Source organism: Cytobacillus firmus (genome assembly GCF_023657595.1).
Classification (GTDB): Bacteria; Bacillota; Bacilli; order Bacillales; family Cytobacillaceae; genus Cytobacillus; species Cytobacillus firmus_B.
In genome coordinates this window covers 3,329,108-3,343,228 of record NZ_CP098323.1, presented here as the reverse complement: position 1 = coordinate 3,343,228, position 14,121 = coordinate 3,329,108, and the positions used below count along the sequence as shown (strand labels likewise).

At 42.2% G+C, this 14,121-nt stretch carries 15 protein-coding genes; 13 read left to right on the top strand and 2 right to left on the bottom strand.

Going from position 1 to position 14,121, the window contains the following annotated elements; translation table 11 throughout:
- The first annotated feature begins 36 nt into the window (after positions 1-36).
- Together NAF01_RS16890 and NAF01_RS16885 are read left to right on the top strand one after the other, a co-directional pair.
- Complete coding sequence (locus tag NAF01_RS16890) at positions 37-876, top strand: SGNH/GDSL hydrolase family protein (protein ID WP_048009390.1); 840 nt, start codon at positions 37-39, stop codon at positions 874-876.
- Positions 866-1,447 carry a YpmS family protein gene (locus NAF01_RS16885; RefSeq protein ID WP_197208554.1) on the top strand — a complete coding sequence of 194 codons (582 nt, stop codon included), beginning with the start codon at positions 866-868 and terminating at the stop codon, positions 1,445-1,447. Before NAF01_RS16890 ends, NAF01_RS16885 begins: the two co-directional genes overlap by 11 nt.
- Before the next feature lie 66 nt (positions 1,448-1,513).
- Here NAF01_RS16885 and NAF01_RS16880 read toward each other — a convergent pair whose 3' ends face one another.
- Positions 1,514-2,284 carry a DUF4397 domain-containing protein gene (locus NAF01_RS16880; RefSeq protein WP_250800836.1) on the bottom strand — a complete coding sequence of 257 codons (771 nt, stop codon included), beginning with the start codon at positions 2,282-2,284 and terminating at the stop codon, positions 1,514-1,516.
- Between the two features lie 322 nt (positions 2,285-2,606).
- Between NAF01_RS16880 and rsgA the strand changes: the two genes are divergently transcribed.
- The 4 genes from rsgA to NAF01_RS16860 all read left to right on the top strand — a co-directional run bounded on the left by rsgA (position 2,607) and on the right by NAF01_RS16860 (position 5,297).
- Entirely contained in the window at positions 2,607-3,665 is a 1,059-nt protein-coding gene (rsgA, locus tag NAF01_RS16875) for a ribosome small subunit-dependent GTPase A (RefSeq protein WP_250800834.1), read from the top strand.
- Positions 3,666-3,804: 139 nt separating this feature from the next.
- On the top strand, positions 3,805-4,341 hold the full coding sequence (gene msrA / locus NAF01_RS16870) for a peptide-methionine (S)-S-oxide reductase MsrA (RefSeq protein ID WP_226618436.1): 537 nt from the start codon (positions 3,805-3,807) through the stop codon (positions 4,339-4,341).
- A complete protein-coding gene (gene msrB, locus NAF01_RS16865) occupies positions 4,341-4,781 on the top strand; it encodes a peptide-methionine (R)-S-oxide reductase MsrB (RefSeq protein ID WP_250800832.1) in 441 nt (146 codons plus the stop codon). The genes msrA and msrB overlap by 1 nt, the downstream gene beginning before the upstream one ends.
- Before the next feature lie 18 nt (positions 4,782-4,799).
- On the top strand, positions 4,800-5,297 hold the full coding sequence (locus NAF01_RS16860; protein ID WP_222498012.1) for a PTS sugar transporter subunit IIA: 498 nt from the start codon (positions 4,800-4,802) through the stop codon (positions 5,295-5,297).
- A 72-nt stretch (positions 5,298-5,369) separates the two neighbouring features.
- Here the strand turns inward: NAF01_RS16860 and NAF01_RS16855 are convergent, their stop codons facing one another.
- Entirely contained in the window at positions 5,370-6,464 is a 1,095-nt protein-coding gene (locus NAF01_RS16855) for an SGNH/GDSL hydrolase family protein (protein ID WP_226618438.1), read from the bottom strand.
- A gap of 193 nt (positions 6,465-6,657) precedes the next feature.
- On the opposite strand from NAF01_RS16855, the gene NAF01_RS25000 reads away from it, so the two are divergent.
- From NAF01_RS25000 to NAF01_RS16820, 7 genes are all read left to right on the top strand, one after another.
- A complete protein-coding gene (locus NAF01_RS25000) occupies positions 6,658-6,828 on the top strand; it encodes a YjcZ family sporulation protein (protein WP_048009382.1) in 171 nt (56 codons plus the stop codon).
- A gap of 217 nt (positions 6,829-7,045) precedes the next feature.
- Positions 7,046-8,512 (top strand): NAD(P)/FAD-dependent oxidoreductase, encoded by a 1,467-nt coding sequence (locus NAF01_RS16845; RefSeq protein WP_197247734.1) that lies wholly within the window; start codon positions 7,046-7,048, stop codon positions 8,510-8,512.
- Between the two features lie 372 nt (positions 8,513-8,884).
- Complete coding sequence (locus tag NAF01_RS16840) at positions 8,885-9,862, top strand: S66 family peptidase (protein WP_226618439.1); 978 nt, start codon at positions 8,885-8,887, stop codon at positions 9,860-9,862.
- A gap of 245 nt (positions 9,863-10,107) precedes the next feature.
- Positions 10,108-11,463, top strand: a complete 1,356-nt coding sequence (locus tag NAF01_RS16835; protein ID WP_226618440.1) for an aspartate aminotransferase family protein — start codon at positions 10,108-10,110, stop codon at positions 11,461-11,463.
- Positions 11,464-11,465: 2 nt separating this feature from the next.
- The gene (locus tag NAF01_RS16830; RefSeq protein WP_222498022.1) at positions 11,466-12,158 is read left to right on the top strand and encodes a CoA transferase subunit A; all 693 of its coding nucleotides are present in this window, start codon (positions 11,466-11,468) and stop codon (positions 12,156-12,158) included.
- Positions 12,143-12,805 carry a 3-oxoacid CoA-transferase subunit B gene (locus tag NAF01_RS16825; RefSeq protein WP_226618441.1) on the top strand — a complete coding sequence of 221 codons (663 nt, stop codon included), beginning with the start codon at positions 12,143-12,145 and terminating at the stop codon, positions 12,803-12,805. Before NAF01_RS16830 ends, NAF01_RS16825 begins: the two co-directional genes overlap by 16 nt.
- Positions 12,806-12,842: 37 nt before the next feature.
- A complete protein-coding gene (locus tag NAF01_RS16820) occupies positions 12,843-14,120 on the top strand; it encodes a peptidase (protein WP_226618442.1) in 1,278 nt (425 codons plus the stop codon).
- Position 14,121: the final 1 nt, after the last annotated feature.

Genomic DNA, 14,121 nt, shown 5'->3' with positions numbered 1-14,121 from the left:
TTATAATATGAATGAGAAAAATGGGCAGGTGATAGTATGATAAAAAAATTCACCCTCATCTTTTGGATCATGCTGCTTCTTGCCTCCTGCAGTTCAGTTAACCACAGCGATATAATTCATTCTGAAAAAGAATCCCGCCTGACAGTTAAAGAAGAAATTCCATTGGGTTTTTTCCCTCGAAACCTTACTGTTGCTGCAGTAGGTGATTCTTTAACCCAAGGGGTAGGAGACAGTACTGAACGTGGAGGTTACGTGCCATATCTTGAAATGTCACTGGAAAAAGACAAAAGTGTTCAAGACGCTGTTTTTTATAATTTCGGTGTAAAAGGCAATCGTTCCGATCAATTATTGAAAAAGCTGGGGACAGATGAGGTAAAAGATGTTGTAAAGAATGCAGACGCGGTGATCATAACCATTGGCGGCAATGACGTTATGAAAGTTGTCCGGGAAAACTTTTCAAACCTAAAGCTGAGGGCCTTTGCCAAGGAAAAAGAAATCTATGAACAAAATCTGACTGAGGTTTTAGATTCGATAAAAGAGGTAAACCCAAATAGTAAAATTGTCTTAATAGGCTTATATAATCCCTTTTTAAAATGGTTTTCAGAAATAACGGAAATTAATGCTATTCTTGGAGATTGGAATGACACAAGCCAGGATATATTGAGAAATTATCCAGGCACTTATTTTGTTGAAATAGATGATATATTTGAAAATACCGATGATAATCTTTTATATACAGACTATTTTCATCCAAATGATAAAGGCTATGAATTAATAGCTGGTCGGGTCCATCAAATACTCACAGAGGAAGTGCTGAAAGATATTCCGTATAAAAGGAAAGCTGAAGGAAATGGAGAGAAGTTGATTGAAAGATAGAAAATGGAAAAAGCTGTTTTTTGCACTGCTGGCGATTAATGCACTCGTTTTAGCTGTGCTGTTTATTTTTATCAGTATACCGGCAGATGACGAAGACTACACAGCGATCACCGAGAATAGTGATAATTACGTTCCTTTTAACATAAAAGCCAATAAAGAAGATTTGAATAGAGTCATAAACCACTACCTTGAAAAAGAAGGGCTGACAGGAGCAATAGATTACAAGGTCCTCCTAAACGATGAAGTTGATTTATATGGCACAATCCCTTTCTTCAGCCAGGATCTGCAGATGAAACTGTCATTTGAACCAGAAGCCTTGAAAAATGGGGATGTTGTCCTTCAGCAAAAGTCTATATCTGTTGGGCAGCTGAATCTTCCAGTTTCACATGTTCTAAAGCTGGTAAAAGACCGCTACAAGCTTCCGGAAGGTGTTACCATTCAGCCGCAGAAAGAAAGAATTTATGTGTCTCTGCAGGAAATGAAGCTAAAAAGTGATGTGAAAGTAAAAGTGGATGAATTTAATCTAAAACAGGATGATATTCGTTTTACCCTTCTTGTTCCGGTTAAATGAGAAAAGGGAATCCTTCCGCAGCTTTGGAGGGTTCCCTTTTTTTGATGCTTGATAAGCGGTAAAGCATTAATCTGCAATGATAATTACTTCGAGCTCAGGCTCTGTGGCCACGGAACCTACAGCCGCTAAAGTGTAGGCCTGGTCTGCTTTAAATTGCATTCGAGGGATGGACAGCACTGAATTTGGGGTTCCCGCTATCCTGGCTTCCAAGTCGACGGTCATTGGAGTTAGTGCCATGTATTTGCTTGCCTGCCTGAAAGCGATATTGGGGAAAACAACATCCCTGTTTTTTACGGCAATATCAACTGCAGGAGCATCGGGTGACAGGTGGACAAATCTGACTTTTGTTTCGCCGGCAGGCACTTCAGGCTGATCTTCTAAAAGGACAAGCTTTAAGTTTGCTGAATTCCCTGCAGCCGCAATTGTATATACTTTATCTGCAGCAGCATTGATTTTTCTGCTTAGAAGAGTGGAAACCATGCTGCCAGCCGGATATATGTCTATCTGATGCTTGCCTGCAGGCAGTGCAGCATAACCGCTTGCTTCTTTATATGAAAAGTCCTTTAAAATTCGGGTGCCATTTATATAAATATCAATCTGACCGGCATCAGGGGAACCATGGAACATCCGTACTATTGCCTGCTGTCCCTGATGAGCTTCTTCAGAAGGCGCAGAATTATTTGAACGCATCATTCGAAAAGCCTGATTGAGGCAATGTAAATGTTTATGGTAATAAGCAATATGCTGTGCTGCATCAATGTATTTAAAATACTGAGCCAAAAGATCATATTTTGCCGCTTTTTGTAAGTACCACTGCTGATTTCTCTCAGTAGGCATAATTTCCCTCCTAAATCTGCTTTAATACCATATGCTTCTCCCTGTGTGAATGCCACAAGAAATAAAAGGACTTTACTTCTGGATCAAAATTCCATATAATATAAACAAATAAACGAAAGCGGGTGATGTGCTATGACAAGAGAATTTTACGCAAATACGTCCATTGTAAATAATTCAGGCACAGCCCAAATGGAATTCGTTTAATCGAGCGGACCAGATTGTTTTTTTCTGCTTATTGAACTTTGCATGATCAAACCATGGGCTGATTGCCTATGGTTTTTTGTATGTAAAAAAATATTCGATAAGCATGGAGGAACAAACATTGACAATTAATAAACTTGGATTCGATCCCTTTTTTAAAGCCGCTTTTTCAGCGTATGAAGAAAAAGAATATCAAATGGGCCGGGTGGCTTTAGAGCATAAAAGAATGTATCGTGTATGGACAGATAAGGGTGAAATGCTCTGTGAAGTATCAGGAAAATTTTCTTTCGATGCATCATCAAGGGAGGATTTTCCTGCTGTAGGTGACTGGGTTGTCATCAAAGAAAGAGCGGATGAACAGCGGGGTACTATTCATGCTGTCCTTCCAAGAAAAAGCAAATTTTCAAGGAAGGCAGCAGGGGTGAATACGGAAGAACAAATTGTAGCTGCTAATGTAGACACCATATTCCTGGTTAATTCTCTTAATGAGGATCTAAACTTAAGAAGATTGGAACGTTATTTGCTTTTAACATGGGAAAGCGGGGCAGCTCCAGTGATTGTTCTTACCAAGGCTGACCTTTGTGAGAATCTGGAAGAAAAGCTTGCTGAGGTGGACACCGTCGCCATGGGTGTTCCTGTTCTCTCAATCAGCGTGATGGAAGAGAAGGGAATAGACCTGCTTAAGCCGTTTTTGGAGCCTGGAAAAACAATCGCACTGCTCGGCTCTTCAGGTGTTGGAAAGTCCACGCTTACCAATTATCTTCTTGGCGCGGAAAAGCAAAAGGTCCAGGATATTCGAATAAGTGATGACAAAGGAAAGCATACAACTACTCACAGGGAGCTCATCCTTCTTCCTGAGGGTGCCATACTGATTGATACCCCAGGAATGAGAGAGCTTCAGCTGTGGGATAGCGAAAGCGGTCTTTCAGAAAGCTTTACAGATATTGAGAAAGCCGCTGAAAATTGCAGATTCAGGGACTGTACACATGAAAATGAGCCGGGATGCGCTGTGCATATGCTAATAGAAGAAGGAAGCATATCAGGAGCACGTCTTAGCAGCTATAAGAAGCTTCTCAAGGAACTCGCATATCTGGATAGAAAGCAGGATAAACGAGCCCAATCTGAAGAACGCAAACGCTGGAAAAAAATAAGTGCTGGAGCAAAGAATAAAAGAATGTAAAGATTCAGAAACCTCTTTTGTAAAGAGGTTTCTTTTGCATAAAATGAATCTTTTCATTAATCTTATGTATATAGCTTTAAATCATCATTTTAAGGGAAAAAGTAAAAGATAGAAAAGTGCCGGAAAGAGGTGGAGCAGAATGACAGTGAAACAATACGAAAAGGCAAGCTTCGCAGGAGGCTGCTTCTGGTGCATGGTAAAGCCTTTTGATGAACAGCCTGGAATAAAAGAAGTACTATCCGGATATACCGGAGGGAATGTAGAAAACCCTACTTACCAGCAAGTCTGTTCGGAAACAACTGGCCATTATGAAGCGGTTCAGATCACATTTGATCCTGAGGTCTACCCATATGAAAAGCTGCTTGAATTATATTGGCAGCAGATTGACCCTACAGATGCCGGCGGGCAGTTCTATGATCGCGGCCAATCCTATCAGACAGCGATTTTTTATCACAATGAAAAACAAAAGCAGTTAGCAGAAGAATCAAAACAAAAGCTTGAAGAGACTGGTCCATTTACAAAACCGATTGTTACCAGGATTCTGCCTGCTTCAGACTTTTATCCTGCAGAGGAATATCATCAGCACTATTACAAAAAAAATCCGGAAAGATACAATGCCTATCAAACCGGCTCTGGAAGAAAAGCATTTATTAATAAACATTGGGGTGAAGAATAATGGCAAATAATAGAGAAGATTTAAAGCAGAAACTTGATCCCATGCAATATGAAGTAACTCAGAATAATGGCACAGAGCCGCCATTCCGCAATGAGTATTGGAATGAATTTAAAGATGGGATTTATGTGGATATCGTTTCCGGAAAGCCTCTCTTCAGCTCAAAAGATAAATATGACGCAGGATGCGGCTGGCCCAGCTTTACAAAACCCCTACAGGATGAAGAAGTTGTTGAAAAAGAAGACCGCAGTCACTTTATGGTCAGAACAGAAGTGAGAAGCAAATCAGCCGATTCCCATCTTGGTCATGTTTTTGATGATGGGCCGGGACCTGCGGGCCTCCGTTATTGCATTAATTCTGCTGCACTCAAGTTTATTCCTAAGGAAAAACTGGAGGAAGAAGGCTATGAAGAATATCTGAAATTATTTAATAATGAAAATTAAGAAATGGATGGTGTTTTTATGTTTAAGAAATTATTTGGCAAAAAGGAAGCGGTCAAAGCAATTGAGATTAAGGCTGCTTTGACGGGTACAGCAGTTAATCTGGAAGAGGTGCCTGATCCTGTATTTGCAGAAAGAATGATGGGTGACGGTATTGCAATTGAACCTTCAGAAGGGGTTGTTGTTTCCCCGGTAAATGGAGAAGTAGTGCAAGTATTCCCTACCAAGCATGCCATTGGCATTCGTGCTGAGAATGGTGCGGAGGTTTTAATCCATATTGGTCTTGAAACGGTCTCGATGAAAGGGGAAGGATTCGAGACACATATTTCTGAGGGTTCAAAGGTCAGCGAAGGTGATAAGCTTGTCACGTTTGATTTAGCGCTGGTTAAAGAAAAGGCAAAGAGCACAGTAACGCCAATCATAATCACTAATGGCGACCAGGTTGCTTCTCTTGAGAAAAATGCAGCAGGAGCTGTAACGAGAGGTACTTCAACAGTAATGACAGTTACTGCGAAATAATGAGAAAAAGCCGCTGATAATATTGGCGGCTTTTTTCGAGTTGTTTTTTCAGTCTTCTTCTGCTTTTGCCCTTCATTGGTCTGCCCTGGTGAGGATGGAGGAGATTTGAATAACGGCATCGTCAGTACTGTTATTCACGGATTTTTCATTGGCCACAATAAATTTCACTAAATGCTGTCCGTCTTCGAGACCGCTGACAATATATTGATATCTTTCTTTAGTCAGCGGCCACCAGGCGGATAAGGATGTAATATACACATCATCTATAAACACATCCATCTTCCCGCCTTTTTCGCTTCGAATCATATCGACCCCAAGGAAAGGGCCGCTAAATTGATATTCAAGAGTGTCTCCCGCCTTGCGGCTCTCCCAAATGCCGTCTTTGTGAATAAATGATCCAGATATATCTGTCACATGAGGGATGGATGATATTTCGATGTCCGCATTTTCATGAATGGGGGCAGAAAGCTCAGCAATATCTGCATGACTGCCGGTAAGCTCCCTTATTTTCTTTATCAAGGTATCTGCATATATTTCATAGCCGTCATCATTTGGATGGACTAAATCCTTTGTCAGTTCCTCTGCAGGTAATCCCGATAATTCAAAAGGCTTTCTCATATCCACATTTTTTGCGCCATAATGGCTGGAAATATTAATAATCGCCTGAACGAACGCTTCATTATCAAGAGGGTTTTCTGTAATAGTTATGATCTCGGTATCAGGGTAAAGCTGTTTTGTTTTCCGGATAAGCCCTTCGTAGAAATATGAAAATTGCGTCTCATCCATATATTTGCGGTCATTCTCCCCAAATACAATAAAAGTTAAATCAATTTTCCCTAAATGTTCGGATTGCTGAAGCTTATATAAACCTTCAAAGGCAGTCGCACCACTTTGGACGATGGAATGTCTTTTGGCTTTAATCCCAAATTCACTATGCAGATGCTTCTCAAGCCTTGTAAACCATGCCGATGATTTGGAGGTCGCACCTGACCCCCTGCCAATGCTATCCCCGATAATCAGGTAATTGATATTTTCTTTTGACGATAGCTTTTGATACATGTTAGTTGGATTTGCCCCTTCAACTTTAGATAGGCTATCAAACAAATGATACAAACCATATATAAAAGTGATGATAAAAAAATATATGCCAATCTTCCTTCTCTTCATTGGTTTGAATCCTCCGCTTCTTATCTGAATCTCTTACGTTTATCGTACCCTATTAATGGCTAAGGGGGAAGGTTTTAAAATGGAGTTAGAGCGTTTTTTTATAAAAATGGGCATATGCACATGCGGGTCAAGTTCACCCTACATACATTAATATTGAAAATGCCCAAGAAATCTTGTTGAGGAGTGATTATTCATGTATAAAGGTGCAGTTGCCGGTGCTGGCTACGACCAATGTTATCCGGGATATGGCTATCCTGTTGCTGGTGCTCATTATGGAGGATGTGGATATGGCGGTTTTGCATTGATCGTCGTATTGTTCATTCTATTGATTATTATCGGAGCATGCTGCTGCGGAAATTGGTAATATAAATGGATGTTGTGAAGGCTGCTCGTAATGAGCAGCCTTCTGTTTTTTGGACACGGAATTATTAACGGAATTTTACATAAATTATCGTAAATACGAACAATATATATAAACTTAAATAAAAAGTTCGTATAAACGTTGACCTGTTCTATTGTTTTTGATATAGTTACCTTTGGTTGATGAAATTAACGAATAATGCGTCTGGGGGAAAAGGACGATGAATACAAATTATGATGTTATTGTGGTCGGTGCTGGACCGGCTGGAATATTTACTTGTTATGAATTAACATTGAAAATGCCTGAAGCAAAAGTTTTATTAATTGATAAAGGACACGATATTTTTAAAAGAAATTGTCCGATTTTACAGAAAAAGATTGCTAAATGCCCGCCGGCAGCAGGAAGAAAAGAATTTGCCGGCTGCCTGCCGGCTTGCTCTATCACGAATGGATTTGGCGGAGCAGGGGCTTATTCAGATGGAAAATTCAATATTACGAGTGAGTTTGGCGGCTGGATGACCGATTATCTCCCTGACTCCCAGGTTGTTGATCTGATAAAATATGTAGACGAAATCAATTTGAAACACGGCGCGACTGAAAGCATTACAGACCCAATGACAGATGAAGTGAGGGATATCGAGCGCCGCGGATATGCAGCAGGACTTAAACTGCTTCGTGCACAGGTCAGACATTTGGGCACCGAGCAGAATCTTGAAATCCTAAAGAGCATTTATGAATATTTACGTGAAAAAATTGATATGTCCTATAAGACAGAGGTTGAAGATCTCATAACAGAGAAAACCCCTGATGGCCATCGCATTATGGGAGTTAAGCTTAAGTCCGGAAATGAAGTTCATGCTGATAAGGTGGTTGTAGCACCAGGGAGAGATGGATCAGTTTGGCTGGCAAACCTCCTGAAGTCACGCCGTTTGAAGATGATCAATAACCAGGTAGATATTGGCGTGCGGGTTGAAACTTCGGATATTGTCATGGAAGAGATCAATAAACATCTTTACGAAGGAAAGTTCACATTTAATACATCTGTCGGTACAAGAGTGCGGACATTCTGCAGCAATCCTTCCGGCCATGTTGTAGTGGAAAACCACTCAGGAATCATGCTTGCGAATGGCCATGCTTACAAAGACCCTAAGCTGGGAAGCCCGAATACGAACTTTGCGCTGCTGGTATCTCATACATTCTCGGAACCGTTTGATAAGCCAAATGAATATGCGCATGAAATTTCCAGGCTTGCCAACAGCCTTTCAAACGGCGGAATCATTGTTCAAAAGTATGGAGATATATTAAAAGGAAGAAGATCTACCGAGAAGAGAATTAAGGAAGGCTTCCTTGAACCAACCTTAAAGGAAGCGGTGCCTGGCGACTTAGGCCTTGTGCTTCCATATAATACAATGAAAAGCCTGATTGAAATGACAGAGGCATTAAACCATGTATCTCCTGGCCTTGCATCAGAACATACCCTATTCTATGGTGTGGAGGCAAAATTCTACTCTGCACGTCCCAAGTTGAATGACCGTTTCGAAACGGAAATCAGCGGACTATATGTCGGCGGGGATGGTGCAGGCATCACCAGAGGACTTGCACAGGCGGGTGCCTGCGGTGTCTGGATTGCAAGGGATATTATCGAAAAGACAAGTAATGCACCAAGAAGAGAACCTGCATTAGTATAAGAACAGAAGGCCGTGCTGGAAAGCAGGCCTTTTTTTAATAGGCTGTTTTCTTAAACTATGTTGCTTTATCATAACTTTGTTTAATTTTGCTGAGCTGATCTTCGCTGTAGGCACTTGATCCTCGAAAATGCTGACGCATTTCCTTCGTGCGGTGTTCTTCGAGGAAGCTTATTCAATGTCCTGCGGGAGGAGGCTCGCATTCCTCCCCGCGGGTTCGCTGCGTGCCTGGAGCGGAAATCAACGGGCTGAATACATAAACAACAATAATCTTTGAAAAAGAGCCTTACAATAAAAACAGTTATTTCCTAACGACCCCGTATTTGATAAAATGTAAAACAATCTAAGTCTGAAAGTGAAAAAGGAGAGGACACAATGCTTGCAGAGCGATTAAAGCCCGGCGATGAGATCCGGGTCATTGCACCGTCCAGAAGTATGGCCATCATAAAAGGAGAACAATTGCGAATTGCCCAGGAGCGGCTGAACCAGCTGGGGTTCACAGTGACATACGGCAAAAATGGAGAAGAGCATGATGAGTTTTTCAGTACTTCTATAAAAGAAAGAATTGAAGATTTGCATGATGCTTTTACTGACCCTAATGTAAAGGGAATTCTGACAGTGATCGGCGGCTATAACGCCAACCAGCTTTTAAATTACATAGACTTCGAGATTATAAAAAATAATCCAAAAATCTTTTGCGGATTTAGTGATATCACTGCACTGCAGGGAGCCATTTATAAAAAAACAGGTTTGATCACCTATTCTGGCCCGCATTTTTCAAGCTTCGGTGTAAAGCATGGGTTTGAGTACACTTTGGAATCTTTTATTAACGCAGTAACAAACGATGCCCCATATGAAATTGCAGCATCATCACATTGGAGTGATGATCCATGGTATCTCGATCAGGAAGACAGGCATTTCATCAAAAATAATGGGTATACGGTAATCCAGGAAGGGATTGCAGAAGGCAGATTAATTGGAGGGAATTTATGCACGCTTAATTTGCTGCAGGGGACAGAGTTCATGCCCTCTTTAAAGGATTCAATCTTATTTATTGAAGATGATGAGGAATCACATGCTCTCACCTTTGATCGGGATCTTCAATCACTTCTGCACCTGCCTGATGCCCGTGACATCAAAGGAATCCTCATTGGAAGGTTTCAGAAAAATTCTCAAGTGACAGATGAAGCACTGAAGAAAATTATTGTATCCAAAAAAGAGCTTCGAGGCATACCTGTAATCACAAATGTAAACTTCGGCCATGTACAGCCCTATGCCACTATCCCAATTGGAGGGAAAGCAGTTATAAAAGCACAAGGTTCTGAAAGTGAAATTTGGATTGAACAGAATTAGGAAAATGAATTTTGAGCAGCCGCTTGATAGCGGCTGTTTTTATTTGCAGCGAAAAATAGATAACTCTGCAAAATTCTTTTATGAAAGATTTCTTAAGTGACTTCATACAATTTACTATATTGCCAAATGGTAGAGAATAGTTGGCTTGTAGAATTGAGGATTTGCTGTGAAAGCTCATGAAGCCATCGGCGGATATTGATTAGCCGCAGGCAAATTTCGCAATTATTGTTGGAGGGAGTACGCTGATGAACCAGTCGAACTTGATTAAGCCGATGCTTGATGCGCAGTACCCGATCATAGATTATGGCAGGGGAGTTTATTTATATGACATGGACGGAAAGGAATACCTGGATGCGTCATCTGGCGCGATAACAGCCAATATTGGCCATGGTGTGGAGGAAATCATTGAGGCAATGCATGAACAGGCAAAAAAAGTTTCTTTTGTATATCGATCGCAATTTACGAGCGGGGCAGCTGAAAAGCTTGCCCATAAAATAGCGGAGGCTGCGATTGGCGACTTGAATTGGAGCTTTTTTGTGAACAGCGGGTCTGAGGCCACAGAAACAGCTATGAAAATAGCGATTCAGTACTGGCAGGAAAAAGGCATTGTGACAAAAACAAAGGTGCTCTCAAGGTGGATGAGCTATCATGGCATAACCCTTGGAGCTTTATCAATGTCAGGACATACGGGCAGAAGGGCTCGCTTCATACCGCTGCTGGAGGATTTCCCTGTCATTCATCCTCCATATTGCTATAGGTGCCCATACAATCTGGAAGCCCCTGAATGCGGTTATCTGTGTGCACATGAACTTGAAACCGTCATTAAACGGATAGGGCCAGAGAATATTGCTGCGTTTATCGCAGAGCCAGTCATTGGGGCTGCAGGGGGGGCTATTGCACCTCCAAAGGATTACTACCGGATAATCAAAGAAATTTGTGAGCGGAATGACATATTATTTATTGCTGATGAGGTGATGACTGGTTTTGGCAGAACAGGCACCATGCTTGCCTGTGAGCATTGGAATATAAAGCCTGATATCGTCGCACTTGGAAAAGGAATGGGAGCCGGGTATGCCCCGATTGCGGCTGCACTTGTAAGCGATGAAGTAATGGAGCCCATACTGGCAGGTTCAAAAAGCATTATGAGCGGTCATACGTTAAGTGCTAATCCGCAGTCATGTGCAGTTTCCCTCGCAGTGCTTGAATATATTGAGAAAAACAATATTATCCCGGAAGCAGAAAGCAAAGGAGTGTATTTAAGAAATAAATTGACTAAGCTGCAATCCAAATTTCCCTTTATTGGTGATGTAAGGGGAAAAGGGCTAATGGTCGGACTTGAATTTGTAATGGATCCTCTGACTAAAGAGCCGTTTACAAAAAGCTTCGGTCTGACTCAGAGGTTAATACAGGAAGCGCAGGAACAGGGTCTGCTTATTTACCCTGCAGGTGCGGGCACAAATGGTACAGACGGAGATGCCGTATTGATTGCACCGCCGCTGACCATTACCAAAAGGGAAATTGATGATCTGGTAAAGCGGTTTGAAAAGACTTTGCAGATTTTTGCAGATCATTTGAACCCTGGGGAGGAAGAGGCTGAATAACAATGGAGAACACATTTAATAAGATTATTAAACTTGATGATGCAATGAAGCATTTTCGGGACGGCATGATCATTATGTTTGGCGGCTTCGGCGGAATTGGCACCCCTCCATCCCTTATAGATGGCATTTTGGATAATGGATTCAAAGATTTAACCCTTATTGGCAATGATTCAGGCTTTCCTCATATTGGAATCGGGAAGGTGGTAAGCCAGGGAAGGGCAAAAAAAATGATTGCTTCTCATATTGGCTCAAATCCCGTTGCCGGCCAACTTATGACAGATGGAAAAATGGAGGTGGAATTTTCACCCCAGGGGATATTGGCAGAAAGAATACGCGCTGGCGGAGTCGGCATACCTGCCATTCTTTCAGACATTGGCCTTGATAACGACATTGTGACCGGCAATAAGCAAACATGCAGCGTGGGCGGAAAAAAGTATCTTGTCGAGACGGCACTGACTGCAGATGTATCGATTGTTTTTGCTAAGAAAGCTGATCCTTACGGGAACTTAATTTTTGACAAAAGTGCCAGAAACACAAACCCGCTTGTCGCCATGGCTGGTGATATGACCATTGCGGAAGTGGAAGAAATTGTCCCGCTTGGCAGCCTGGATCCTGATGAAATTATAACACCGGGCGTTTTCGTTAATTATATCGTTCCTTCGAAGGGAGTGAATTGGAAATGGGCATGGGAGTAGAAATTAGAAATCGTATTGCCAAACGTGCTGCTGAGGAAATAAAGAACGGAATGATTGTAAATCTCGGAATTGGAATCCCATCGCTTGTGCCCAATCATTTGCCTGCCGGGACAAACGTAATGTTTCATGCGGAAAATGGCATTACAGGTATGGGGCCAAGTCCGGAGAAAGGGAAAGAAGATGAGAATCTCTGTAATGCAGGAGGTTTTCCGGTTTCCATTGTCAAAGGTGCTTCATATTGCGACAGCACCATTGCATTCGGGATGATACGCAGAGGAAGAGTTGATATGACGATTCTTGGCTCCCTGGAGGTAAGCGGAAAAGGGGATCTGGCCAATTGGATTGTACCGGGAAAGAAAGTTCCAGGTATGGGCGGTGCAATGGAGCTTGCCCAAAAAGCAAAAAAAGTCATTGTCCTTATGAACCAGACAGACAAGTACGGGAACTCCAAAATTGTGGACGAGTGCACCCTGCCTCTTACATCAGCACGCTGTGTAAACATGATTATTACAGAGATGGCTGTCTTTCAAATCTCAGCTCATGGACTCACACTGACTGACTTGTTTGCGCCGCACTCTATAAATGAAGTAAGGGCAAAAACGGGCTGCAGTTTTACAATTGCTGAGAATGTGAGAGTGATTAATTGATAGATATATTGGCTTTGGTCTAAAAAGGAGTGAGAATATGAATGATCATGCAAAGGTTAAACAATGGCTGGAAGAAAATAAGCAAAGAGGAACAAGACTTCTTCAGCAGCTAGTCCAGGAAGGCAGCATCCGCGGAAATGAAAGCAGTGCACAGGCCGTCATCATTGAAAAATGCCGCAAACTTGGACTAACCCTTGATATTTGGGAAATCGGCAAGGAACAATTGATTAAGCATCCTGCCTTTTGTTCGGATCGAAAGGATTTTTCCGGAAATCCCAATGTGGTGGCTGTTTTGAAAGGAACAGGCGGAGGAAGGTCGATCATCCTCAATGGCCATATTGATGTCGTTCCGGAGGGAGACCGAAATGATTGGGAACATGATCCATTTAGCGGAAGAATTGAAGATGGAAAGCTATTTGGCCGTGGTTCGACCGATATGAAAGGCGGCACCGTTTCGCTCCTGCTTGCCATGGAAGCCATTATTGCGATTGGAATCAAGCTTAAAGGCGATGTGATTTTTCAAAGTGTCATAGAAGAAGAAAGCGGCGGGGCGGGTACATTGGCAGCAGTCCTCAGGGGATACTCAGCGGATGGGGCAATCATTCCCGAACCGACAAATATGAAACTATTTCCAAAACAGCAGGGCTCGATGTGGTTTCGGATATCAGTAAAAGGGCGTTCAGCTCATGGCGGAACCCGATATGAGGGCGTCAATGCCATCGAAAAAGCAATGTATGTGATGACAAAGCTTCAGGAGCTTGAGAAGTTAAGGAACCTTAACATTGAAGACCCGCTCTATTCAAAAATCCCTATTCCGATTCCTATTAATATCGGAAAAATATATAGCGGAGAGTGGCCATCCTCCGTACCGGATATTGCTGTCATAGAGGGAAGGATGGGGGTAGCGCCGGACGAAGAGATGAAATCGGCCGAAAAAGAGCTGGAAGATTGCCTGAAGGAAGCAGCACAAAATGATCCGTGGCTTAAAAAGAATCCTCCTCAAGTTGAATGGTTTGGCGGACGCTGGCTGCCTGGAGATCTGGAGCAGGATCATCCTTTAATGGCTGTATTATCGGAATCCTTTGAAACTGTAAAGGGAAAACTGCCGGCAGTTGAGGCATCACCATGGGGCACGGATGGAGGCATATTATCCAAAGTAGGAAATACACCTGTTGTTGTATTCGGACCAGGTGTAACGGAAGCCGCACATGATGTTAACGAATTTATTTCCTTAGAGGAAGTTTTTGATGCGGCTGAAATTATTGCTCTGGCCATACTGGAATGGTGCGGCACTAATCAGGGAGAGGGGAAATAAG